This window comes from Shewanella sp. SM73, from assembly GCF_025653795.1.
GTDB lineage: Bacteria > Pseudomonadota > Gammaproteobacteria > Enterobacterales > Shewanellaceae > Shewanella > Shewanella oncorhynchi.
The window spans coordinates 38,088-60,433 of sequence record NZ_JAKKRY010000021.1 but is presented as its reverse complement, the minus strand read 5'-3'; the positions used below and the strand labels follow the sequence as shown (position 1 = coordinate 60,433).

The 22,346-nt window shown below is 43.6% G+C and carries 25 protein-coding genes; 24 read left to right on the top strand and 1 reads right to left on the bottom strand.

Annotated features, from left to right (window positions below; all coding sequences use genetic code 11):
• Positions 1-1,085 precede the first annotated feature (1,085 nt).
• Positions 1,086-1,730 (top strand): two component system response regulator, encoded by a 645-nt coding sequence (locus L5M51_RS21145; RefSeq protein WP_131525039.1) that lies wholly within the window; start codon positions 1,086-1,088, stop codon positions 1,728-1,730.
• 54 nt (positions 1,731-1,784) lie between these two features.
• On the opposite strand, the gene L5M51_RS21140 is transcribed toward L5M51_RS21145, so the two are convergent.
• Positions 1,785-4,559: a two component system sensor kinase gene (locus tag L5M51_RS21140; protein WP_263174485.1), complete on the bottom strand. Its 2,775-nt coding sequence runs from the start codon at positions 4,557-4,559 to the stop codon at positions 1,785-1,787.
• Positions 4,560-4,753: 194 nt separating this feature from the next.
• Between L5M51_RS21140 and L5M51_RS21135 the strand changes: the two genes are divergently transcribed.
• The 23 genes from L5M51_RS21135 to L5M51_RS21025 all read left to right on the top strand — a co-directional run bounded on the left by L5M51_RS21135 (position 4,754) and on the right by L5M51_RS21025 (position 22,201).
• Positions 4,754-5,203, top strand: coding sequence for a hypothetical protein (locus L5M51_RS21135; protein WP_263174482.1), 450 nt, complete (start codon positions 4,754-4,756; stop codon positions 5,201-5,203).
• Positions 5,200-6,675, top strand: a complete 1,476-nt coding sequence (locus L5M51_RS21130; protein ID WP_131525041.1) for an EscC/YscC/HrcC family type III secretion system outer membrane ring protein — start codon at positions 5,200-5,202, stop codon at positions 6,673-6,675. Before L5M51_RS21135 ends, L5M51_RS21130 begins: the two co-directional genes overlap by 4 nt.
• Position 6,676: 1 nt before the next feature.
• The gene (gene sctD, locus L5M51_RS21125) at positions 6,677-7,882 is read left to right on the top strand and encodes a type III secretion system inner membrane ring subunit SctD (RefSeq protein ID WP_263174480.1); all 1,206 of its coding nucleotides are present in this window, start codon (positions 6,677-6,679) and stop codon (positions 7,880-7,882) included.
• Between the two features lie 8 nt (positions 7,883-7,890).
• A complete protein-coding gene (locus tag L5M51_RS21120; RefSeq protein ID WP_131525043.1) occupies positions 7,891-8,082 on the top strand; it encodes a hypothetical protein in 192 nt (63 codons plus the stop codon).
• 104 nt (positions 8,083-8,186) lie between these two features.
• The gene (locus L5M51_RS21115) at positions 8,187-8,555 is read left to right on the top strand and encodes a hypothetical protein (RefSeq protein ID WP_131525044.1); all 369 of its coding nucleotides are present in this window, start codon (positions 8,187-8,189) and stop codon (positions 8,553-8,555) included.
• Between the two features lie 47 nt (positions 8,556-8,602).
• The gene (locus L5M51_RS21110; RefSeq protein WP_006081435.1) at positions 8,603-9,178 is read left to right on the top strand and encodes a secretion protein EspA; all 576 of its coding nucleotides are present in this window, start codon (positions 8,603-8,605) and stop codon (positions 9,176-9,178) included.
• Between the two features lie 37 nt (positions 9,179-9,215).
• Positions 9,216-10,016 carry a secretion protein EspA gene (locus L5M51_RS21105; protein ID WP_263174478.1) on the top strand — a complete coding sequence of 267 codons (801 nt, stop codon included), beginning with the start codon at positions 9,216-9,218 and terminating at the stop codon, positions 10,014-10,016.
• Positions 10,017-10,026: 10 nt separating this feature from the next.
• Positions 10,027-10,497, top strand: coding sequence for a SycD/LcrH family type III secretion system chaperone (locus L5M51_RS21100; RefSeq protein WP_028759293.1), 471 nt, complete (start codon positions 10,027-10,029; stop codon positions 10,495-10,497).
• Entirely contained in the window at positions 10,487-11,941 is a 1,455-nt protein-coding gene (locus L5M51_RS21095) for a type III secretion system translocon protein (RefSeq protein ID WP_168826763.1), read from the top strand. The genes L5M51_RS21100 and L5M51_RS21095 overlap by 11 nt, the downstream gene beginning before the upstream one ends.
• Positions 11,942-11,953: 12 nt before the next feature.
• A complete protein-coding gene (locus tag L5M51_RS21090; protein WP_263174476.1) occupies positions 11,954-12,556 on the top strand; it encodes a pathogenicity island effector protein in 603 nt (200 codons plus the stop codon).
• A 63-nt stretch (positions 12,557-12,619) separates the two neighbouring features.
• Complete coding sequence (locus L5M51_RS21085; protein WP_131525048.1) at positions 12,620-13,003, top strand: secretion protein; 384 nt, start codon at positions 12,620-12,622, stop codon at positions 13,001-13,003.
• A 48-nt stretch (positions 13,004-13,051) separates the two neighbouring features.
• A complete protein-coding gene (locus tag L5M51_RS21080; RefSeq protein ID WP_263174474.1) occupies positions 13,052-14,677 on the top strand; it encodes a hypothetical protein in 1,626 nt (541 codons plus the stop codon).
• Positions 14,678-14,884: 207 nt separating this feature from the next.
• Entirely contained in the window at positions 14,885-15,364 is a 480-nt protein-coding gene (locus tag L5M51_RS21075; protein WP_173246820.1) for a SycD/LcrH family type III secretion system chaperone, read from the top strand.
• A 47-nt stretch (positions 15,365-15,411) separates the two neighbouring features.
• Positions 15,412-16,539 carry a hypothetical protein gene (locus L5M51_RS21070; RefSeq protein WP_198573552.1) on the top strand — a complete coding sequence of 376 codons (1,128 nt, stop codon included), beginning with the start codon at positions 15,412-15,414 and terminating at the stop codon, positions 16,537-16,539.
• A 39-nt stretch (positions 16,540-16,578) separates the two neighbouring features.
• A complete protein-coding gene (locus L5M51_RS21065; RefSeq protein ID WP_263174472.1) occupies positions 16,579-17,280 on the top strand; it encodes a hypothetical protein in 702 nt (233 codons plus the stop codon).
• Between the two features lie 214 nt (positions 17,281-17,494).
• The gene (locus tag L5M51_RS21060) at positions 17,495-18,193 is read left to right on the top strand and encodes a helix-turn-helix domain-containing protein (RefSeq protein WP_012197144.1); all 699 of its coding nucleotides are present in this window, start codon (positions 17,495-17,497) and stop codon (positions 18,191-18,193) included.
• A 9-nt stretch (positions 18,194-18,202) separates the two neighbouring features.
• On the top strand, positions 18,203-18,418 hold the full coding sequence (gene sctF, locus L5M51_RS21055) for a type III secretion system needle filament subunit SctF (protein WP_012197145.1): 216 nt from the start codon (positions 18,203-18,205) through the stop codon (positions 18,416-18,418).
• Positions 18,419-18,443: 25 nt separating this feature from the next.
• Entirely contained in the window at positions 18,444-18,758 is a 315-nt protein-coding gene (locus L5M51_RS21050) for an EscG/YscG/SsaH family type III secretion system needle protein co-chaperone (protein ID WP_012197146.1), read from the top strand.
• Positions 18,745-19,086, top strand: a complete 342-nt coding sequence (sctI, locus tag L5M51_RS21045) for a type III secretion system inner rod subunit SctI (protein WP_131525054.1) — start codon at positions 18,745-18,747, stop codon at positions 19,084-19,086. Before L5M51_RS21050 ends, sctI begins: the two co-directional genes overlap by 14 nt.
• Positions 19,083-19,802: a type III secretion system inner membrane ring lipoprotein SctJ gene (gene sctJ, locus L5M51_RS21040; RefSeq protein ID WP_173246808.1), complete on the top strand. Its 720-nt coding sequence runs from the start codon at positions 19,083-19,085 to the stop codon at positions 19,800-19,802. Before sctI ends, sctJ begins: the two co-directional genes overlap by 4 nt.
• A 29-nt stretch (positions 19,803-19,831) precedes the next feature.
• Entirely contained in the window at positions 19,832-20,512 is a 681-nt protein-coding gene (locus L5M51_RS21035) for a type III secretion system domain-containing protein (RefSeq protein WP_263174470.1), read from the top strand.
• Entirely contained in the window at positions 20,509-21,162 is a 654-nt protein-coding gene (locus L5M51_RS21030; protein WP_012197150.1) for a type III secretion protein, read from the top strand. Before L5M51_RS21035 ends, L5M51_RS21030 begins: the two co-directional genes overlap by 4 nt.
• A gap of 10 nt (positions 21,163-21,172) precedes the next feature.
• Complete coding sequence (locus tag L5M51_RS21025) at positions 21,173-22,201, top strand: TyeA family type III secretion system gatekeeper subunit (RefSeq protein ID WP_263174467.1); 1,029 nt, start codon at positions 21,173-21,175, stop codon at positions 22,199-22,201.
• Positions 22,202-22,346: the final 145 nt, after the last annotated feature.

The window sequence follows — 22,346 nt, the reverse complement described above, 5'->3', positions numbered from 1 at the left end:
GCGAAGTTTTATTGATACAGTAGATTGCCTTGCTAAATCTTCAAGTGTTAATCATTGTGCTAGCAATGACTCTTGAGTTTCTTTAATTTTGGCCGTTTCCCCTACATCCTTTAGTATTTTTCAGTTACTTAGGGTTTTAGTGTGGTAGCGATTTTTAGTTATAGTATTAGCTTGGATCATTTTTATCTTCTCAAGTTAAATAATTTGGCATCAAAATATTACCTCAGAAAAAGAGTTATAAAGGTTTAAAGTTAAAGGTGAAAGCGTATCTATGATGAGTGTCATGATTCTATAAATACATCACTAAAACACTTTTCCTAAAACAGTAACTTGCTTTAACTCTTAGATGAGTTGAATAAAAATTGACCAGCTTGAAAGGTGTTAGAGTAATTAGACTGTACATGATAGATTAAAAAATTAATTTAATAATGATTAAAGTGTAATGTTAATAGGGTTAATAGTTAGCTATTATATAACTCTCTTGGCTTTAATGGTTTATTTTATATCCAGGGTAAATGTCAATTATCTTATTTTAAATAATTGCTGATTAATGTGAGAGTGAAGAGCTATAAATAATGGGTAAGTCTGAACTTAGATAATTAACTACTAAAATATGCCTAAACGACTGGCCATACATTATAAATATTTATCAAATAGCAACTATTCTTTATTTTGGTTAAATGATTTGTTGAGTAACCCGATATCATTTTTTGCAAAAGCTTCTCTACCAACTATACTAAAGCCCAACCAGTAAAAATGTCGGCCATTACCATCAAGTGTTTTGTATCCGTTAAGGTACACATGTCCATATATAGAATAAGCTATCAATCCTTTAGTAGCATCATTCCTTAAAGTTATGAAGGAAAACTGAGTTACCTGAGAGAGAAAAACTAATCCTGTTGCTATTCAATTTTTATTTTTATACATTAAACTTGCACCATGATTACTATTTTTGTATAACTATTTTAGCTGATTAATTCATTATTTCTTAAATATTAAACGGGTTTTAATGCTGTTAAATCATTTTTTCATCGATGGTTTTAAAAACTTTTTATGATTTTGAGTATTAGAGTCTAGGGACGTATATGGCATTTAGTCATGGAAAAGTGATCAATATTTTAGTGGTCGATGATCATTCGTTGATTTTTGATGGATTACGGGGCTGTTTAGCCCCTTATCCTGAACTTAATCTGATTGGCTCGGTTGAAGATGGGCTTGCGGTATACGAGAAATGCCTCAAACTCAGGCCAGATCTGGTCTTTATGGATCTTAAATTACCCGGAATGGGTGGATTGGACGTGATCCGTCAGCTCAGACAACGTTGGCCAGAGATGATGATTATTATGTTAACGGCGACGATTGAGGAAAAAAGTGCACGGGAAGCGCTTGATGTAGGCGCCAATGGTTATGTATTAAAAAATAGCCCTAAGAGCACACTATTAGCGGCAATTAAGTGTGTGAGTAAGGGCAAAAACTTTATCGATCCTAGTTTAGATGAGCAGCAAATAGCCGCTTTGAGTGGAGTGGTCGATGGGGATATCCCTTTGCTGACCCCCCGCGAGCAACAAGTGCTAAAACTGATCTGTGAGGGGCGCCGCAACCGTGATATTGCTGAAGATTTAGTGATTGGTTTAAAAACGGTAGAGACTCACAGAATGAATTTAATGCGCAAACTTAATGCGCATAACGTCGCCGAGTTAATGCATTGGGTGCAAAGACTCGGATTATAAAGATGGATGTGGCGCAAGCACAGTTTATGCCGTGCTTGCACTTTTAGTCTAAGATCAACTTTCAGCGTCTAATGCCTGAATTAAATTATCGAGAGCGCTAAATTCTGCTAGGCTCAAACATTCTTTCGTTTCGAGTGCTACCTCTAAATCTGCCGCTTCATTTGCAATGTTTTTTTTACCTGCTAAGCCAGCGCTACCTTTGATGGTATGCAGTACATCACTCAATTCTTTCCAAGCTTGATTCTCTATATGTAACTTGGCCTGATGTGCCATATCGGCCAGATGCACGGCGAGTCTATGATTAAGATCTGTATGCGAAAAATCAATCATAGGCGCATCGATTTCATTATTTATCACGAGCTGCATATCACGATCTAACTGCATATCAGCCGCGGCTTCGAGTGCATGGTTAAGTTGCTTCAATGACACTGGTTTGGTGATATAACTATTCATACCCGCGGATTCTATTGTGTCATGCTCTTTAGGATTGGCGTTGGCAGTGAGTGCAAAAATTGGGCAATCACCATCGAGAATATCTTCACTATTGCGCCATCGTTGCGTTGTTTGATAACCGTCGAGTCCTGGCATGCGAATATCCATAAGGACAAGATCGAAGATATGTCGAGTACCTTTTTCTAACGCGGCTTCACCACTGCTAACGGCAATGACTTGTTGTCCTAATTCAAGCAACATTTTACCTATGATATCGCGATTAGTTTCGACATCGTCGACTAAGAGGATCTTTAATCGCCAAGGGAGAAGTGTTGGGGTATGTTGACGTTGCTTATGTGGCAGGTTGTGGCGAATTTCAAAGAGCCTCTGCCATAAACGAGCCGGCAAGTGAGCCAGTTCAGGAGATGCTAATGCCGGATTATCCCCTTCAATGGGGCAAGCTCCCCAGAGTGTGAGTTGTGGATGTAAGGCTAAAGGAGCGACAATCACAGTATTAGGCAAACATAAGGGCGCAGTTGGATCAACTAAGGGTAAATCGAGAATAAAGGTACTACCTTCGCCCAAAGTGCTAAACATTGTGAGTTTGCCTTTCATTTTGCTGGCGAGTTTCGCTGAGATAGGTAAACCAAGCCCTGTGCCCGATTTATGATGGCAAGTTTGTGCAAAAGGTTCAAAAATACGCTGCTGATCTTGAATAGCAACCCCTCCCCCCGTGTCTTCCACACTAAAATACAGATGCTGCTTAACCACTTCGATACGTAATAAAATCTGGCCAGCTTCGGTAAATTTAGCCGAATTACCGAGCAAGTTAACCAGAATTTGCCTGACTCGCAGAGGATCCAGTAGTGCTTTCTCGGCGACATTAGCATTGACTAAGCATTTTAGGGTGATGGGTTTATTCACGATCCGAGATTGGATGGTGATCATTGCATCATCAGCCAACTTCAAAATGGGGTAAGACTGTAAGTTCATTTCAATTTGGTCGGCTTCTATACGGGAAAAATCCAACAAATTATTGATAATGGCGAGTAAAGAATTGGCACAATTATATGCGGTATCACGCAAATCCATTTGCTTAGGTGTCAGTTGGGTATTACGTAGTAATTCGAGCGACCCAGTAATACCATTCAATGGAGTTCGAATTTCGTGGCTGATAGTTGTTAGATGCTCGGTTTTACGTTCATTGGCCTTTTCTGCTTCTTGCTTAGCCAAGGCTAATTCATTGGTACGAAGGGTGACTTTTTGCTCTAACTCGTCATAGCTTTCTTTTACTGTATCGAGTAGATGATTATAGGCTTTCGCAATTTGTCCCAGCTCGTCATTACGATCCTGTGGTAGTCGGTGTTCGAAGGTCGACTGACTGGCATTATTGATGATATTTACGAAGTTTCTCATAGGTTTGCTAAGGTTAATCTTTAATATATTCAGTAGGATAGTTGCTGTCAAAACTAAGACCAACAGAGCGCATGGCAGTTCTTTAAAAAAAGGTATTAACGCCATATCTTTAAGATAGACATCTGAAATTAACGTGATGTGCTGCCAGCCTGGCCCATGAATATGCTCTTTTATGACATAGTAATCGCCTAATGGGTGTGCGGTGTTCTTAGCATGTGGGTGGTCATGACTAAATTCATCTTTGAGTTTAACGAGTATCGACGGAGTTAAGGTTAAGGTAGATTTAGAAAATAACTCCCCCTTTGGTGTCATGAAAAAGCTGATGTCCCCAGGTCCTAAGGCATTATTTAGTGACATTGCTGACGCTAAATTGATACTAAAACCGACTTGTGGGGATAGGGGATCCTGTGGGTCACTCGAGTAACTGAAACTTAAGTGGTAGTCCTCAGAATTCTTGTCCTTGAGCGGTGTTCCCCAACGATAACCTGTAGTCGACGCTTGCACTGAGAGCTGTTTTATCTCGCGTAGACGAATTTGAAAATATTCATCATTGGCATCGGATGCTGCATAAATCGTAATACCTTCGTTAGGTTTCAAGATGAAAGTATCTAAATATCTGTGTTGCCCAGCACTGCCAAATGTTTGCGCGACCCACATGGTCAAAGTATCGTCATGGCTTTTCGCTTGGAATGGAAAATAATGAGACACAATTTCCTGGTCATTCACTTTGTCTATTGAAGCGAACTGTTTGAGCTGTTTATCGAGCTGGCGCACATCATAACTGGCATCGGTGAAAAGTGTATTACTCACCTCGGCCCGTAATCCGCTGAGCTCACTAAAGGCAACTAAGGAGCGTTCGAGTGTATGGCTGAACGTGTTGTTATAGGATAGATATTCCATCATCAGCCACAGAGCTACGAGCACTGACATAAAGGAGACTGTGAGCTTAGTAACTAAGGAAAACTTCCATTGGATCTTCATCTATGTTCTCTGCTCATCTTATTTCGGCCTTTGTCAGTTAAAAATACGCTATTCATCTTGTTCTTGCATGAACTTCGAAATCCATTCGAACCATTTTCTCATCTTAACCACGTTAACGGCCAGTGCTATCAGGTGAATAACTGAGGCTTGGTATTTTTCATCTACCTACCTTAAGTAGTTAAGGTGTTCACCTGATGGGCGCTAGGCTTGGACACTTACATACTGATCCTATGAAAGTGAAACTGGGTGTGAAAATGCTGACGAGATTGATTGAAAGTGGCTTCTTGGCTAGCCAAAACGTCGAAGGAAACACGACTTGGACCTTAGCCGAAAGACAAGCCCTCGTTCTCGAAACTGACACCTCTGTATCTATTGCAATAGTGCTAGCGATTTCGACCGATATTGCTGTGGATTGGCTAACACAAGCAACGCTCGCATTAGCCGCTAGTGATCACGCCTTAGATTGTGGCCTTCAGCTTAGAGGTGAACTCTGGTTGTTATGGCGTTATTACGATGAAATTCAAGATGATGAAGCTTTATCTCAAGGGATTGTCATGCAACTTGCTATAGCGAGGTTTCTCGAAAAGAGCCTGCTTAAACCTGTTGATAGCAATCGAGCTTCACTTATCGGGAGGACAGTATGAAAAAACTACTCAGTCTACTGTTACTTTGTCAGATTGGCCTAGTTCAGGCTGCACCACTGACAAACATTAAATGGCAAGGTGAACCCTTTGTAATGATCAGTCGAGGCACTGCGCTAGCCTCCGTCATCCAAGACTTTGCCAACAATTACGGCGTACCAGTCATTGTCAGTAACAAGGTCAACGACAACTATATCGGCCAAATCCAAGAACAAGATCCTAAATCCGTTATTCAAGATCTGACCCGTCGCTATGGCTTAGTTTGGTACTACAACAACGAAGTCTTATATGTTTACAAAGCCAGTGAAATTAATAGTGAAGTGCTACCGTTAACTAGCTTATCCGCGACTAAGGTCGACCATTACCTGCGCAGTGCAGGAGTGTTAGATAAGGGGGTCTGTAACATTAAATCTATGGCAGGGATCAGTGGCTTGCAAGTCACAGGTGTACCCGAATGCATTAACAGTGTCACCAAACTTACGGCACAACTTGATGCCAATGCTAAACAAACCACAGAAAACCAAGAAACGGTTAAAGTCTATCCACTGAAATACGCATCTGCCACAGACTCTATTTATGAATATCGTAGCCAACCTGTGAGTATTCCAGGATTAGTCACGGTGCTAAAAGAAATGGATCAAGGTACACAAGTCGCCAATGCAGTGGCGGGTTCTGTGAGTAATATTAGCGGCCCAGTCTTTGCCGCTGATCCTCGTCAAAACGCCATCATAGTCCGTGGAAGTGCCCGTGATATGGCCACTTATGGCTCTTTAATAAGACAACTCGATACTAAGCCCACCATGATTGAAGTGTCTGTATCGATATTCGATGTGGATGCCTCTGACTTTAAACAGTTGGGCATAGATTGGTCGGCGTCAGCCAAATTAGGGGGTGGTTCAGTCAGTTTCAACAGTGGTGATAGCAGTGACAATTTTTCCACTGTCATAGGCAATACTGGCAACTTCATGATGCGCCTCAATGCACTAGAGAAGAACTCTAAGGCCAAAGTGCTCTCACGTCCCTCTGTGGTTACGTTAAACAATGTGCAAGCAGTACTCGATAAAAACGTGACATTTTACACTAAGTTGGAAGGGGATAAAGTCGCTAAATTAGAGTCAGTGACCACTGGTTCTCTATTACGAGTCACACCAAGATTGATTGATGAAGTAGGTCATCAGGCTGTGATGTTGGATCTCAATATTCAGGATGGTCAACAGAGCCAAGCAGTGAGCCGTAGTGAACCATTACCACAAGTGCAAAACTCCGAGATCTCGACTCAGGCGACGCTGAAATCGGGGGAGAGTCTGTTACTCGGCGGCTTCGTACAAGATAGAGATGAAACGACCCAGAACAAGATCCCGTTACTAGGCGATCTACCATTACTGGGCGGTTTGTTTAGAAGCACAGATCACCACACTCAAAGCGTGATGCGTCTGTTCCTGATCAAAGCGGAACCCGTTAACCAAGGAGATTAATATGTCTTCAGGATACAAGCTCTTATGGTTAAACGGTCCATTGCAAGGACGAGAGTTATCTTTGCCTCTTGGTAACTTAAGCATCGGACCCGATGGTGATGTGTTAGCCACACTTGAACACGTAGAACAAGTGGATTTATTGATCGATGAAGCGGGGGTTCGGCTGCAGTCTTGGGTACCGACTTGGATAGCTGGACAGCCTATAAGCGAAGTCAATATGTTGCCATTGGGGCAAGTTATTGAACTCGCTGGTGTGGGTATCCTCTTAGGCCATTGCACCGATGAATTACAGCAACAGGCAATGCCATCACATTTTCAAACAAAGGCAAAGAAGTCGTGGTGGTTACTGGCGACAGTTTCAATGCTCTCTATGGTGCTATTAGCGACAGTGTTATTAGCTCCTGCAAAGATGCCTATCGCCGAGTTGACACACGCACAATGGTTATCGCAGCAGTTGCAGACCGACGGTTTAAACGGAGTTCAAGCCCATTGGTCAAAAGATGGCGTGGTGACATTGAGCGGCTTTTGCCAAGATTCACAACGTATGGCGCAGTTTCTCGGTGATATCAAAGGACAAGGTATTTTATTTATAGAGCAGACCACTTGTGGCGATCAGTTGATACGTAATGTCAAAGATGTCTTAGCCCAAAATGGATTTGCCAATGCCCTTGTGACCTTAGGTAGTGAGCCCAGCAATGTCATTATCTCAGGCGCCATTCAGTCAGGGGAGCGCTGGGATAAAGCGGTGTCTAGCTTGAATAACTTGCCCGGACTTGTTAATTGGCAAGTTAGCAATCAGGTTGACAGTCAGCTCAAACCGTTAATCTCCGCATTGCGAAACAAAAATTTACTGGTTGGTCTCATGATAGAGCGGATCAATGATGCCATCGTCATGACAGGTAAAGTCAGTGAACAACAGCAGCAACAGATTATGACTGTTGCGCAAGGATTAGAACCAACGCATGCCAATAGATTGAAGTTAGTATTTCAAAATATTCCAGTACAAAACGAACTTAATCATTTATTAAATGCTTCTGTGGTGACCTATGGTGGTAATGCACAGTCTCCATTCATAGAGTTATCGAGTGGTGTTCGGTTATCAACGGGTAGCAAATTAGATAATGGTTATGTCGTGGAATATATGAACATTCATGGATTAGATCTCAGTAGAGCCGGTGAGTTAATTCATGTACCACTTATTTTTTAGGAGGCATTATGTCAAGAATTACACAGCTTGAGGATGATATTAAATCACATAATTACAAACAGGAGGCTTACCATAATAGACTAGCTAAAATGCGCAGCAATATCTTATCTGGTAATAGTGGAACAATTCCATTGTTGGATGAAGCTATCAATGCGGCAGAAATAGTTATAGACACACTTTTTTCACGTTATAAAAAATAGCTTTAAATTTTAATTTAGTGGTTTGACCAGTTTTGTTTTATTCCCATCGTTTTTAGGTATCTTCAATGCACAATAGTATTATTATATAAGTCAAGGGGTTAGTTATGGATATGTTCAGCGATATAAAATCAGTTATGCAAGATCTTCAGCAACGTAAAGCAGCACTTGGAGAACATATTAAAGAATTTCAAGCGCTACAAGAAGAAATAAATCTTCTAGTTGAACGTTCTGATAGAGATCCTGAAGCATTAGCTAAGCTGATTAAGTTAAAGAATGCATTCCCTGGTGGATTTGAATCACAGCAAAATACTGTTATGAATAAAGTCAGTGAATTGGAACATCATTTCAAAAGTCTCGAAACACAATTTAATTTGTTAGGTAAAATAGAATCTGGCGAGGTTGATAATGATATTGACTCAACTTCTAAAGAAAAGGTGATCGACAAGGTTAAAAAAGTTAGAAGTTATATGTAAGTTCAATAGAAATCATGCTTAATTTAAATAATCAATGAGGTGTTATTATGGATATTTCAAATGTAGGTAATCAAGGCACTAGCATTATTAACTCTCAACAACCTGAAAGTGTCAAAAATCAAATTGCTTCACGCGGTGATTCAGTACTCTCAGGGGGAATTGCAGTCTTATATATGTTTATGAATCTGCTTTCTGAATTAGCCGATGCCAAATACAGTCAAATGCAGCAAAAAGCCGATGTTTCTCGTCAAGCGCAAGATATGGCAAATCAGGTTGATGAGGTCATTGCAAACGTCTCCAAAGATGGTGATAAAGCCGTAGGTAAACTTCCTGATGATGTCGTGAAATACATGCATGACAATGGTTTCACCATAGATGGTATGACCATCGATAAGTACCTAGCCAAGAATGACCCCGACGGTAAAGGGTTAGATAAAGGTAAGTTACAAGCGGTGAAAGCGGCGTTGGAATCTGTATCTAACCGTGCCTCTGACTTCGTTTCACAATCTCAGCTACAGCTGCAAAAAATTATGCAGACTTACAACGTTACCGTCAGTTTATTAAACAGTATGCAAACCATGCTAGCGGAGATGAACAAGTCGATTGCACAAAACATTCGTTAATTTAGTGCGATATCGTTTTTTGTTGGAGGTAATCATTGTGGAAATTACAAATGTAGCAACTCAAGGTACCAGTATTACCAACAGTCAAGCGTCGGATGAGGTGAAAGCTCAGATAGCGTCTCGCGGAGATTCAGTGCTCTCTGGAGGTATTGCAGTACTGTATATGTTTATGAATTTGTTGTCAGAACTGGCCGATGCTAAGTATGGCCAAATGCAGCAAAAGGCCGATGTGTCGCGCCAAGCTCAAGACATGGCGAATCGCGTCGATGAGGCGATAGCTCAAGTCGCGAAGCAAGGGGATAAAGCCACGGTAAATCTGCCTGCTGATGTCGTTAAGTATATGAGTGACAATGGCTTTGAAGTTGATGGCATGAGCATCTCTGCTTATCTCAGTCACAATGATCCCTCCGCTGTTTATTTGAAAAAGTTACTAGACAAAATTGCCGCAGCTGGACCAGAAGGAATGCAATCGGCGAGTTGGCAAGATGTGATCAGTTATATGGATGAACACGGCATCAAGGTCGATGGTCAGCGTTGTTGTGATTATATCTGGGGTCTTACCGAAGTCGGACAGCAATCATGGCAAAGCATCAGTAAGGTACATATGCAACAGATTGCCAATGCCCTTGGCGCTGCTGGAGGACTAGATAAAGGCAAGTTGCAAGCGGTGAAATCGGCTTTGGAATCGGTCTCAAATCGTGCCTCTGACTTTGTCTCCCAGTCACAATTGCAACTGCAGAAAATTATGCAGACCTATAACGTGACCGTCAGTTTACTCAATAGCATGCAGACCATGTTGGCCGAGATGAATAAATCCATCGCCCAAAATGTCCGTTAGGGAGTCAGTTATGAAACAGGAAGAATTTGAAGTAATTGAACACTTTCTGCAACGGGGAGGCTCACTGCGTATGTTGGCTGACGTCGAGCAAAGTGACTTGAATGTGTTGTACCAATACGCGTTGCAGTTAATGGCTTGCCGTGATCAACAGGGGGCGAAGCGGATCTTTTACCTCTTAATGCGCATAGACCAATGGAATTACGACTACTGCTTTTCTCTAGGAATATGCTGCCAGCAGTTACACGAACATGAAGAGGCCATTTTCTGTTTGGGCCGGGCAGGGATGATCAAAGTCGATAATCCGTTACCCGCTTATCATGCTGGTTTGAGTTACTTGGCGTTAGGTAACCATGATTATGCCCAGAGAAGCTTTAACGCCAGTCTACGTTGGTGTGAAGGCCACCCCGAGAGCACAGGGATTGCCGCCAGTGCACAGCGCGGGCTAGCCACACTCGCGAAGGAGAATTCCCATGTCAATTAACAGTGTGACAGAAAGAGGCCCTGAGAATGTGTCGGCCAATTATGCTAGCGCCCAGGCGCATGCTGTTAGCAAAGCAAGTTTGCCCGACTGGTCCATGCCTGTGACGCTCACTCAAACTGAGCATAAAGATCAGCATCAAGGTCCAGTCACAATGAAAGATGCACAAAGGGCATTGCAGCGTATTTTAACGCCCTTTTTTACCCCAGATCCTAAGACGGGCACTGTTGGTGGATTGGGATCATTGAATTCATTAGAAAAAGCGTCCATGGATTCCATGGTCATGATGGCTGCGAATCTCAGTATTTCGACCTTCGCAGACACAGCAAGCTCGGCCATGAAAGCTAGCAAGATAATGACCGATACTCAAGAGTTCCTGCGCGATAAAAAGGTGAAGGAATATCAAGAGCAACTGGCAAAAGCCATCGAGCAAGCTGATAAGGCCCACAAGGGGGGAATTTTCGGAGCCATTTTCGACTGGATTGTCGGAGCGGTTGAGGCCATTTACGGTGTAATTAAGTTGGTCGAAGGTGCCTTACGCTGTGCGGTTGGTGATGTTGCGGGGGGCGCATTAGAAATTGCCGGAGGTGCTGCCTATCTCGCTGCAGGAGTTGCTGGCATGGTTAAAGCCGCGGCAGAAACCGCCATCTTATGTGGGGCAGATAAAGATAAATGCCAGAGCGTAATTGATGTGGCAGGCAAAGTGCAATTAGGTTGCGAAATAGTGGGCATGGCACTGGATATCTTCCAAGCAGGGCGGGCAATTTCAGCGACACGTTCAATTGCCAAAGGTACAGAAACGGCGATGAAGGAAGCGGCTCCTAAACTCGTTGATGGTATTACTAAAGGTTCTACCGAAGCGGTCACTAATGTCGCGAAAGAAGTTGGTAAGCAAGTTGCCGAACAAGTTACTGACCAAGTTATGGCCAACTTAGGCAAGGGTTTAAAAGAAGCCGCTGAACAGGGGGGACGTAAACTTGCCAGCGGTCTGATGGATGCCTTCAGTAAAGAGGCGATTGAGCAACTCGTGACTCGATCTGTCGAAGAAGTCGGCAAACAGGCTATTAAGAAAGGCGTCCAGGTCACTGCCGAGGAAATCACTAAGCAAGTGGTGAAAGAGGTTAGCCATGAAGTGATTAAAACGGCAATCAAGGCATGTACTTTTACGACCTTAGATGTGATCCGTGCGACCGCTGGTGCAGGAAAAGCGATTACCGATGGCAGCATAGCCGTTGAGAAAGCCAAACTGCAAAAGCAAATTGAAGAACTGATTTTAAAACAGAATTTCTTAGAGTTTTGCTACGAGTGGTACGACAAGGCTAAAGAACAGCAAATGAAAACTGTAAAAGATCTGATTGAAAAACAAGGCGACAGCTTAGACGGTGCCAGTAAGGCGATCAGTCAGAGTGGCGCACTACAAGCTCGTATCGCAGGTTCAACAGTATAAGTGAGGTTTACCATGACAGATATCAACATTATTTCGAGCCAAGGCCACACTCCAGCGCCCGTTAACACAGACAAGACTGATCAACTGAATGACAACTGTGCCAGTGACGGTATGGATGCTATCTCGCAAATTAATGATCTTATGCTGAAATTGGCCGAGATGTTTAAAAAATTACGCAACGTATTACAGGACTACAACGTTAAGCAGCAACAACTCGGTTGGGACGTACAAATTGCCTCTATGGACGATAAACGTTCCGCCATTGATAAGGCCTGCGAAGCGAGTATCTGGACTGGTGTATTAGAGATCGCCGGAGGCGTGATAGGTATGGCAGGGGTTGGGTTATCGGGCAAGTTTGGAGATGCTGCGACTCACATGAGTGGGGCGTTTAGCAAAGGGATTGAAGGCACTGGCAAAGTGGTCGGTGCCAATATAAGCAAAGAGGCTGAACTAGAGCGCACTATCGGTGATTTTAAGGCGAGTAACGCCCAGAGCTATATCAAGGGTGTTAATGATCTGAATGATAAAGCAAAGCAAATTTCGGAGCAGATGCGCTCCTTGATCAAAGAGCTCGTCGAATTGCACGGCCGCATTAGCTCGGCAGTACATAACTAGCAGTGCTTCTATTCAACATCATTAAGTGTTAGGTCGAACTGGCCTAACACTAAGGAGATCAATATGGATAGTGTAAGTCAATATCTTGCCCGTCAAGGGGTGACAGTCAGTCCTGCTTATTTTGAAAACAGCCAGTTTGAATGGGGAAAATGTTGGGATAGTCCCCATTGGTCGATGGTGTATCGCGTCGACGAAAACACACTGACCATTTGTGACTTTTGCAGTAAAGGCAATACCTCGGGGGTCAGCAGTGCGGTTTTACAGTTAGTGGAACAATTACGTCATTTAAGGCGAAGTCTGCCGGATATTCAGCAGATCCGCGGCATGGTAATCCATGATGCAGGTAGGCCTGCACAACGTCTCGCTCGTCAGGCACTGAGAGAGGTATTGCTCAAACAAGGCGCCAAGGAAGTTAATCAGAATGGCGAGACTTGGTTGGTGTACTAGGCCAAACAAAAGCCGTTCATGGGCATGGTCAATTAAGAGGTAAAGATTATGACTGTCGAAGTTGCATTAGGTAGGCAACATACCTATCACTTTAACGAGAGCCGCTTAGAGCGGGTTCTCACCGCCAACACTTTAGATGAAGCGGGGAAAATGGGCTTACTGGACAAAATTCTTGATTGGTTTCGTGGTGGCGTGAAACTCGAAGCGATACAAGCTCTATATCAGCAAGTAACCCAGCCTGGCGTGCTCACTCCTTCCCAAGTGGCACAAAGGTTTTGTGCATTACGTAATTTAGCGGTCGATCAACATCAAACCAAATTTAAATTAGCTTTAGGCGACAATGGTGAGCAATGGCGGATGTTGTTAAGTATTGGTGGCCGTACAATTTATCAAACGGATAACCGCGATATAGACACACATTTCTATCAAGTTGCTGCAGTGAAAACCACAATAACGGCCAGTGATGACTTACGAAAAATGGCCTCTTCACTCACGCTGGAAAAGTATATTGAAGGCAATATTCAATGTATGTCTGACAATCAAGCTGTACAACAAGCCTTGCGAAATAGCTTGACAGATCCTCGCTTTAGCAGTGAAAAGTTTACTGGAATTCTCCCTAATGATAGCGAAGCTGCGACCTTTGTCGCTCAATTTGGCGATTTTCAGTGGACCTTTTCTAATCGCGCTGAAACAAATGGTGAATTTCGCGGTGGTTTACTTAAAAATGCTTTATCTTCAAGTGATTATGAAAATATTGGCGACTTGGTGGCTAAAGGTTTTATGAGCTGTGAGGATAATTTTCTGCGTTATGCCGTCACACCATCTCGTTACGAATTACTTAATTACGTTACTGCTCATGGCATGGAAGATGAAGGGCTAATACGAGTGCTATATCAGGCCAAAGTAGGTAATACTAATTTAGGGGCTCTTTATGGTTTGCCCGCCCCCAAAGATGCACCGCAACTAGACAATCTCGATGATTTTGTTTTATGCGATGAGGATATTAATCTTGGCGAATCCCAAGCGGATGTTTATGCCGATGAAGCTACATTCTACCAAGGTATAGGGCAGCACCAAACAACCACCATAGGTGATAACTGTTATAAATTACTTCAGTTGGATATCAATGAAGGCCTGCATTATCTCGCGACTAAAGCTAATCCGTATAAATTTCACGGAGGCATGCAGAACGCGTTCGACTACCTTGTTGGACGCAACTCAGGTGCGATTGCATTACGTAATTGTATAACATGCGCTAAGGCTGTCGATGTCAATATGGGACTCATGTTGGCTCGACAAAATGATAGCGTCGTTCCGCTCAAGTTTTGGGAAGCGATAGACACGAGAGCGGGTGTTATCAGTCAAGTTACGGCTCAGAGCCAAACGATAGGGTTATCGCCTGAACAGTCTGTCTCATCGTTATTATTTAGCGCCTTGCCTCAAGGAAAGCGAGCCATAGTCACTGTCCCTGTCAGTGGGGGAAAAGATTCCCATGCCATGAATTTTTTTCACTTCGATTCGGGTAAATGTTTTTTGGTCGATGGACAAAATGGTAAAAGCTATGATCTTCAGCACCCTGAGGATCGCACCGCGTTAGATAGCCACTATAATGCTCAGGGCCGAGACCTAGCACCTATCACACTCCATACCACAGGAGACTTGCCGAAATTTTAAGTAGATAAGGCATTCAATCGGATAGTTTACGATTTTCTCGTTATTCAGATACAGGATAGCAATCCGATTTAAGACACTTATTCGTGAACATTTACCTAGCCAAAAACGAATGAGCATCATCTTTTTTTCATACTAATGGATAGATTTTCGCATTGTCGAGTGGATCCCCGTAAATGCATTTAAATTGAACCGCTAAAGGCACCTCAAATGATAAATAAAGAGATTGAATTAGATTTTGAAAAGCTTGAAGCAGCCTGCAAGTTAGCCTTAGTCGAACAACAGACCTTAGCTGAGCAAGCTGGCTTAACGAGTCAAGATCTCGAGCTAATTTACCTATCAGGTACGAGTAAATATCAGGCAGGCTTACCTGCAGAAGCGATTGTCGATTTTACCTATTTGGTCATGCATCAGCCTTGGGATAGACGTTTTCATCTTGGACTGGGGTCTTGCCTACATTGGCTAGGTGAATACCAGCATGCCTTGACCTTCTATGGTTATGCACTCGTGATGGATGCTTGCTCTCCCGACGCGAGTTTCCGCATTGCGCAGTGCTTTCTGAGCTTAGATGATGACGCCTCGGCAATCGAAGCGCTACAGATGGCTATCTCACAGAGCTACAGTAAGCCAGAGCACCATTTTGTGGGGGAGCAAGCACAGCAATTGCTTAGTGCTCTCAATAATCAATAGACAATAGGATTTGCAATCTTCATTTATATTATTGAAAGAGGTTTATTATGAATGAGTTAACACATGTTCCTTTATCATCCCCGACTTTAAGTAGTTTAGATTTAGTCAGTTCGGCCCGCGCCTTGTTAAAAACACAATTAGGCAGTTTTGATCCCAAACAAGTGCCCCTGAGCTCTGAAGTCGACGGTAAGGTCACTGATATTCAATCCAAGGCACAACTGACTCGGGATGAAGCTAAAGTGGCTGCCGATGAGGCTAAAAAAGTGGGGGTAGATCTGGCCAAGTCCGGCTTTTTTAGTAAGCTCGCTTCGGTGGCTTTTGCTGGTATTGCGCTTGGCGTGTCTATCGCTGCCACAATACTCACGGGGGGGGCAGGGGTTCCCTTATTGATAGCCTCTGGCGTTGCTTTTACCTTAGCGGTCGCCGACGCGGGTTGTGCTTTTGCTGACTGGCGTAGTAAAGCGGCTGGGGGAGAAGGACTCGCCATGGGCAGCGATTCCATTGCTAATGCGCTAAATATCTTGTTAAGCAAGATGGGGGTAAATGATGATAGAGCACAGTGGTGGGGCAAAGCCGTTTCCATTAGCTCAAGAGTTGCGCTAGCAGTAGGCACTTTATGGAGTGCGGTGGTATCTCCTCCCTCTCTTCCCGCGCATATTGCTGGCACAGTTAATATGGTGAATATGGCCCGTAGAAGCGCCGAACCTGTCGTAGAAGGGGTTATCGGTTTAGTGAACCATACCTCGACCAAGGTACTGGATAAGTTAAAAGGTACTTCTCAAAATAAATCATTCGAAGCAGAAGTGTCTAGCGTAAAAGCATACCAACTGCGTCAGTTACAAGCCTCTGCCCTTACACAGCAAGGTAATATGAAACTCAGTGAGGTGCAGTTAGCACTGAAAGAGAGCCAAGCCAATGAAAAAACGGCGCAATTTGATGCCGAAATCCGTATGAAACAGAGTGAGCGATTCAGAGGAACTAATCAAACATTACAGCAACAACTTGCAGAGAAAGAGGGATTGCTACTGCAGAGTCAAAATCAATTTGAGCAACTACAGTCACGCTTCGATAAATCCAACGTTCAACTATCAGGCGTGATGCAGCAACTACAAATGCTACAGCAGCAATTAGCAGAATTACAGCCTGCGAGAGCTAGAAATAATAGCTTTAGCTAAATCAATAACAGTCCTTAAACAATATAGCGAGGAGACAATATGTTAAGCAGTAACGCCTTTAACGCTAGCATAGCGACTGGGTTAGGCCGTTTTTCTCCCTCAGAGAACGCAAGGCAAGCAATTCGGTTATCGCCAGATCAAGCGATAACTCAAAGACAAGCGATTAAAGACCAACACATTACGCAATTATCTGATGCACTATGGCTTAGCAGAGACGGGGATTCTGTGGTGGCAAAAGCATGTAAATCCGCGTTTAATGCCCTGGGAACGCAAGCTGATAAGCAAGATGCCGCTAAGCAGCACATCTTATGCTATGCAGCCCTAAAGTTAGACAAATTGATCCAGCATGGCAGTTATCTTGCGAGTCCTAAGGTGAACAAACAGGTACTGGCTGATATCGCTACTATGCTCGAAATCGATAGACACAGTGCAGGCAAGAGTGCCCTTGAGAGCGCTGCAAGGGTCCTAGTCGATAGAGTACATCTCGATCGACTAGAACACGTAGATCCCGCAATAATGACCGCAGTTAGAGATAGATTAGTCTTAAAAACACTCCATTGTTTGACCGAGAAAATGAATCGGGTCGTCGATAAACATATTGAAAAAAAGGGGTTATACGGAAAAGAGGGCCATAGTTTTAGTTCTGCACAAATTGACCATAAAGTGTATGACCTCCTGCTAATTCATAAACAAGTTCAACGGGGTCAAGATCTTAATGCATTACGCAGTGGCTTAGTCTGAGTCATTACGGACCGTCAGCAAGGATGCTGGCTAGTATATCAATCGTTTTCTTTTTTAGTCGTTCCTTCGATTCTTATCCCACGGGTTAGTTTCTCATAAGTCGTTGTTGACGCAGCTGCATTTAAGCGAATTCAGATCTCAGGTTAACACCTGATGTCAACCTATCCGCTCGCGTTTCACAATGAATCATAGTTTGCAGTAAGGGTTAATCCATATGAGTGCAATACAAATAATTTTGTTTCGACAGCCAGGGAAAATCCACTATCAGGGTGAAAATCTAGCGGTCGGCAGTAATCAGTTAGTTGTAACCACTGAGGAGGCAACAGCTTCTGCTTTGAGTCGTGACAATTGGATGAGCATCTTTTGTTATCCAGGTGAGCTACACGCATTATTTCACGAAATTGCCGATCTGATTGGCCCGAGTGCTGAGATGAATCGATTTCAACCAGAATCAACAAAAATACTCCCTGTATTTGATGAGTTAAGCAATGTCATTGAACAGTTGAAAGGTAATCATAATTTATTGATTAAGTTTATTTTTATGTACTGTCTTGGCATGGATAACCGTTACTTTTCCGGTTTAATGCGTTACTTCTTAGCCCATAACGACAAGATGCTGAGCTATCTTGAGGGCAATTTTATGCAACCTTGGCCAGTCACACGCTTTGCCGAAAATTTAGGCATTGAAGTACGCCGACTCAATTTCTTGTTTTATAAAAACTATGGTGTATCGGCAAAGCAATGGTTGTTAGAACGGCGCTTAAGTTATGCCCGTCAGCAACTGATAGTGACTGAGAAAAAAGTCGCCGATATTGCCTTAGATAGTGGTTTTAGTAATCACGCACATTTTACCGAATCGTTTAAGAAACGTTATTTATGCAGCCCAACCGTACTGCGTGCAACCTTTGTATAAGGAGGTCCCATGGACTTAAGTGCCATAGTTAATCAATTGTCTCAGCTATCGACGCGCTCAGCTCAAGAGGTACAGGCCAAGATGTCTGCAGGCGATTTGACCGATCCCGACAAGATGATCAAAGCCCAATTTGCCATGCAGCAATACTCTAACTTTGTCGGCTATGAGAGTGCCATGATAAAAGCGATTAAAGACATGATCCAAGGGATCATTTCTAAGATTTAACCCCCTTCGATTGCAAGGAAAAATTATGTTAACCAGTGCCGATAAACAACTGTTAGTAGAGGCTGCTATTGCCGCCTCAAACCATGGTCTAACATCGCAAGCCTATGCTTTGCTAGCCATTTTTCCTCAACTGATTAGCGATGATGAAGACAGACATATTTGTGCCAGCCTTATTTACTTTGGTTTAAATGAAAATACTAAAGCATTAAGAGAATTAGCCTCTTGTCAGACTGAAGCAGCCCAAGGATTAAGGTTTTTATTTTCAGGTTCAGGCCCAACAGCTGGGCGGAGTGAAATTATTTCACAGATGTTACGTGGAGGTTCCAATGGAAATTCATAGCCTAAGTCAGCTTGCTAAAGTCACCCAGCAAGCCAGCAAAACTACAGAAGCAGACCCTAACTTAGCAAGCCAGTTTTCACAATTAATGCAATTAGGGGGATCGGATATAAGTCAGGCGGTGAACATAGCAACTCAGCCACAGGCTTCGGGTTCATTACAAGGTGTGATACAGAGTGCTGAAAGTCACGGAGTCGGCCACTCACCCTCTCCAGAGGCCATGTTAGGCGGACAGCTCTTGATGGGTAAAGCCATAGTTGAGGTCGATTTGGCGGCAAAGACTGCGGGCGCCGTCTCCCAATCCATAAACAAATTGGTGAATATGCAATGAAATATTCTAAATGGTCAATATTGTTGCTCGTCTTCGCATTGACTGGATGCAAAGTCGATCTCTATCGAGATCTTCCACAAGATGAAGCGAATCAAATGGTCGCCCTGTTGATGCTTAATCACATAGATGCCAGTGCTGAAGCGGATCAAAAATCAGGTAATGTGTCCTTAAAAATAGATAAAGATCAATTTATCAATGCCGTTGAATTACTGAGGCAAAATGGCTTTCCTAAACCTCATTATGCCAATATCGAGGATTTGTTCCCTTCGGGTCAGTTAGTGACTTCACCCGCCCAAGAGGAAGCGAAAATGGGTTATCTAAAAGAGCAACAACTTGAGCGTACCTTGTCGAGTATGGATGGGGTGATTAGCGCTAGGGTGTCTATTGCTGAACCAGCACCCGACTCAGGGCGTCAGATTGCACAGACTAAGTCGGCCTCCGTTTACATTAAATATTCACCTCAGGCTAACTTAACAAATACGGAAAATCAGATTAAGAGCTTAGTGCAGAATGCCGTTCCAGGACTGAGTTACGACAATATCAGTGTCTTTTTGCAAGCTGCGAGTTATCGTTATCAAGCAATTACCCAGCCGACTAGCAGTAGTTCATCTCAATTTTTAGCCCAGGTTGAAGCGTACAAGTTACCATTAGTGATCAGCTTATCTGGAATAATGCTACTCAGCATAGGCGGTATGTGGTGGATGAGACGTAAGTAACCATAACAATTGTTGTTTCTGGAGGAACTATGGAGGACTTGACCCCTAATCAACCACTAATACGGGTCGAAGCTACTGGCCAAAACAAGTTAAATCGAGTTGTATCACCAGCATTATTGGCCTTCAATCGTCTCGTTTGGCAACCTGTTGCGACTATGCATCCGAGCTGGTGGCAAGAATTACAATTAACTCTTTGGCAGGCACAGTATCAAGCGGGTACCCGATTAGCGCAGCGAATCGAAGCAGTTGTGGTTTCCCGTTATGGTTTGGCAGGTCAAGATTTACCAAAGGAATTTAATGAGCTCGAGGCTAACCTGTTAGCCTGCCGGCATAAACTCAGTGCCATAGTGACGGCGCTGGGGCTCTTTCTCCTCAACCGCCCTGATTATGTGTCATTACGTGAATATCGTGATGCCTTGCATCAAGAGTTAAGCCAAGCACAAATTCAACAAATTTGGAATTTGTGGCCCCAGAGGCCCCAACTTACAACATATGTCTATCGAGACGAAGTGACTGCGACAGAGTTAGTTGGCGTAGCCCAGGCCTGCGCTATTACTCTGATAGGACAATTATGGGGAAACAAACCGTTCTGGCGGGCATTAGCCTTGACCTTACCTGTGCAAGCAACATTGCCATGTAAAGCGGACTCCTTAGCACCTATTTCCTTAGATATTCCTCGCTGGTTAATGAGATTGGAGCGACTACTATGAACCCATTTTTAATTGAGGTACGCCCTTGCGAGCTCCGTCGTGAAGGGCATCATTTGATCAGCGCCACAGCGTTACATCGGGCGAGTGAGTTAGCGGATATGGAACACTTAGTTCGTACGCGAATTGCCAAAGCACTCAAAAAAGCCCGCCGTCAACGCGATGCCGCGCAAACTCGTAGTGAGCAGATACTAGAGCAAGCACAACAGGATGCCCAAGCGCTTAGCGCACAGTGGCAACAGCAAGCTAAAGCTGTGGCCATCGATGAGGCCATTAGCTGGCATTATAACGAAGCCCAGTTAATTCAATCGCTTACCGATAAATTACATGCCAATATTGCCGAGCAAATTAAAAAAGTGTTGACGACTTGGATGCAAGAACATGAGTTGTCTGCATTTCTAATCAAACGGTTATCCGATCAAGTCTGCGAACGAGTAGGGCAAGGTGCCTTAACATTACTGGTTTCAAATGATGATTTTGCCGCGCTAGCCAAGGCATTCGATGGCCGTATGACAGTGCAAGTGTCAGCGGAGTTAGTCTCTGGACAGGCCGAATTAAGTTCTTCGACTATGACAGCTAAAATTGATCTTAATGAACACTTACAGCAATTACTGGCGGCGTTTGTCCCCGAACCATTAAAGGGCGTTGGCTAAGGAGCTTATTATGGTGCGTATCGATGGTGCCAACGCAGTGGATTTTCATAACACAGCGAGTGTTAACGAAACCCATGGACAAGTGTTTCCGGCAAACAATGTAACAGACATGGCGGCCGCAGAATTAGCGGAAGTGCGTTCTGAAGCATTGGAAGAGACCATGGAAGGATTAAGTCTCGGATTAAGCAGCCATTTGAAAAAGTTAACCTCAGGTAAAGAGCCAACTGATCCCCGATTTACAGCACTCGAGCAGTTACTGCAACAACTGGGAGACACGCAAGCAAGCACTGTCAATAAACTGGCCGAACAGTTTGCGAGCTTAGGCGATGGTGATGAGATCCTTTCGCAACTTAAACAATTGGGTTTAGACAGCGGTAACATGATGCTATTAATGATGGCGCTAGTCATGTCAGGAAAATTAGGTCAATCCGCCTATAATAAGCTACGCAAATTACTGACAGAATTACTCTCGCAAGAAGGAGCTGAAATAGCATTATTTGCCGCCCTTGAAGGCGTTGCACTCGATCATGCTGGTCTGCAAGCCTTGCAACAACTTTATCAACAAGCGGTTCGAGGCGATGCCGGCCTAGCCAAATGGTTTGAATTACTTCAGCATCTTCCTGACCGCCGTAAGCGGATCCGTGTGTTGCTTAGAGCACTATCTGAACCTCTGAGCGATCAGCACAGCGGGAGAAACATGGTCAAAATAGCTGCAGCGGTAGATGACTTACGTCGATTGCTTATTTTTCTTACGATAGAGGAACATTGCTATATGCTCGCCCGTGCGACTCAGCTTGATGGTGAACAAGTGTTAAAAGTCACGTTACAACTGACAGAACAAGCTTGGGTGTATCCCCAATGGATAGATGAACAAATACGATTATTACCTTTAATGCCCGCAAGACGATTGGGATTTCTGCGGCGCTGGCGGGAACTGCTGAGTATTATTCCTCTGGCATGTTTTCGCGATCCAGAACAGAAAGAACATATTGAAGAGGCCATGTTGGGCTTACTCGATGACTGGTGTGATCAGGAATAATGAGCATCTGCTAATGTTAGCGTAACGCAGAACTCAGGCAACTGTGATGATATTACAGGAAAGATCTACATTCAGACTATGTGGAATACCTATACTGTCCATTCGCTGACGCATGGTTGCTTGATTGACCTGCGAGATTTTTTTT

What these genes read in the sequence shown, in the direction of transcription:
- sctD (WP_263174480.1), top strand. Translation starts at nt 6,677, where the DNA reads ATGTCTTCAGGATACAAGCTCTTATGGTTAAACGGTCCATTGCAAGGA.
- L5M51_RS21140 (WP_263174485.1), bottom strand. Translation starts at nt 4,559, where the DNA reads ATGAAGATCCAATGGAAGTTTTCCTTAGTTACTAAGCTCACAGTCTCC.
- sctI (WP_131525054.1), top strand. Translation starts at nt 18,745, where the DNA reads ATGGAAATTCATAGCCTAAGTCAGCTTGCTAAAGTCACCCAGCAAGCC.
- L5M51_RS21030 (WP_012197150.1), top strand. Translation starts at nt 20,509, where the DNA reads ATGAACCCATTTTTAATTGAGGTACGCCCTTGCGAGCTCCGTCGTGAA.
- L5M51_RS21090 (WP_263174476.1), top strand. Translation starts at nt 11,954, where the DNA reads ATGACAGATATCAACATTATTTCGAGCCAAGGCCACACTCCAGCGCCC.
- L5M51_RS21085 (WP_131525048.1), top strand. Translation starts at nt 12,620, where the DNA reads ATGGATAGTGTAAGTCAATATCTTGCCCGTCAAGGGGTGACAGTCAGT.
- L5M51_RS21120 (WP_131525043.1), top strand. Translation starts at nt 7,891, where the DNA reads ATGTCAAGAATTACACAGCTTGAGGATGATATTAAATCACATAATTAC.
- L5M51_RS21110 (WP_006081435.1), top strand. Translation starts at nt 8,603, where the DNA reads ATGGATATTTCAAATGTAGGTAATCAAGGCACTAGCATTATTAACTCT.
- L5M51_RS21135 (WP_263174482.1), top strand. Translation starts at nt 4,754, where the DNA reads ATGGGCGCTAGGCTTGGACACTTACATACTGATCCTATGAAAGTGAAA.
- L5M51_RS21025 (WP_263174467.1), top strand. Translation starts at nt 21,173, where the DNA reads ATGGTGCGTATCGATGGTGCCAACGCAGTGGATTTTCATAACACAGCG.
- L5M51_RS21145 (WP_131525039.1), top strand. Translation starts at nt 1,086, where the DNA reads ATGGCATTTAGTCATGGAAAAGTGATCAATATTTTAGTGGTCGATGAT.
- L5M51_RS21080 (WP_263174474.1), top strand. Translation starts at nt 13,052, where the DNA reads ATGACTGTCGAAGTTGCATTAGGTAGGCAACATACCTATCACTTTAAC.
- L5M51_RS21100 (WP_028759293.1), top strand. Translation starts at nt 10,027, where the DNA reads ATGAAACAGGAAGAATTTGAAGTAATTGAACACTTTCTGCAACGGGGA.
- L5M51_RS21050 (WP_012197146.1), top strand. Translation starts at nt 18,444, where the DNA reads ATGTTAACCAGTGCCGATAAACAACTGTTAGTAGAGGCTGCTATTGCC.
- L5M51_RS21070 (WP_198573552.1), top strand. Translation starts at nt 15,412, where the DNA reads ATGAATGAGTTAACACATGTTCCTTTATCATCCCCGACTTTAAGTAGT.
- L5M51_RS21035 (WP_263174470.1), top strand. Translation starts at nt 19,832, where the DNA reads ATGGAGGACTTGACCCCTAATCAACCACTAATACGGGTCGAAGCTACT.
- L5M51_RS21075 (WP_173246820.1), top strand. Translation starts at nt 14,885, where the DNA reads ATGATAAATAAAGAGATTGAATTAGATTTTGAAAAGCTTGAAGCAGCC.
- L5M51_RS21130 (WP_131525041.1), top strand. Translation starts at nt 5,200, where the DNA reads ATGAAAAAACTACTCAGTCTACTGTTACTTTGTCAGATTGGCCTAGTT.
- sctJ (WP_173246808.1), top strand. Translation starts at nt 19,083, where the DNA reads ATGAAATATTCTAAATGGTCAATATTGTTGCTCGTCTTCGCATTGACT.
- L5M51_RS21060 (WP_012197144.1), top strand. Translation starts at nt 17,495, where the DNA reads ATGAGTGCAATACAAATAATTTTGTTTCGACAGCCAGGGAAAATCCAC.
- sctF (WP_012197145.1), top strand. Translation starts at nt 18,203, where the DNA reads ATGGACTTAAGTGCCATAGTTAATCAATTGTCTCAGCTATCGACGCGC.
- L5M51_RS21115 (WP_131525044.1), top strand. Translation starts at nt 8,187, where the DNA reads ATGGATATGTTCAGCGATATAAAATCAGTTATGCAAGATCTTCAGCAA.
- L5M51_RS21065 (WP_263174472.1), top strand. Translation starts at nt 16,579, where the DNA reads ATGTTAAGCAGTAACGCCTTTAACGCTAGCATAGCGACTGGGTTAGGC.
- L5M51_RS21095 (WP_168826763.1), top strand. Translation starts at nt 10,487, where the DNA reads ATGTCAATTAACAGTGTGACAGAAAGAGGCCCTGAGAATGTGTCGGCC.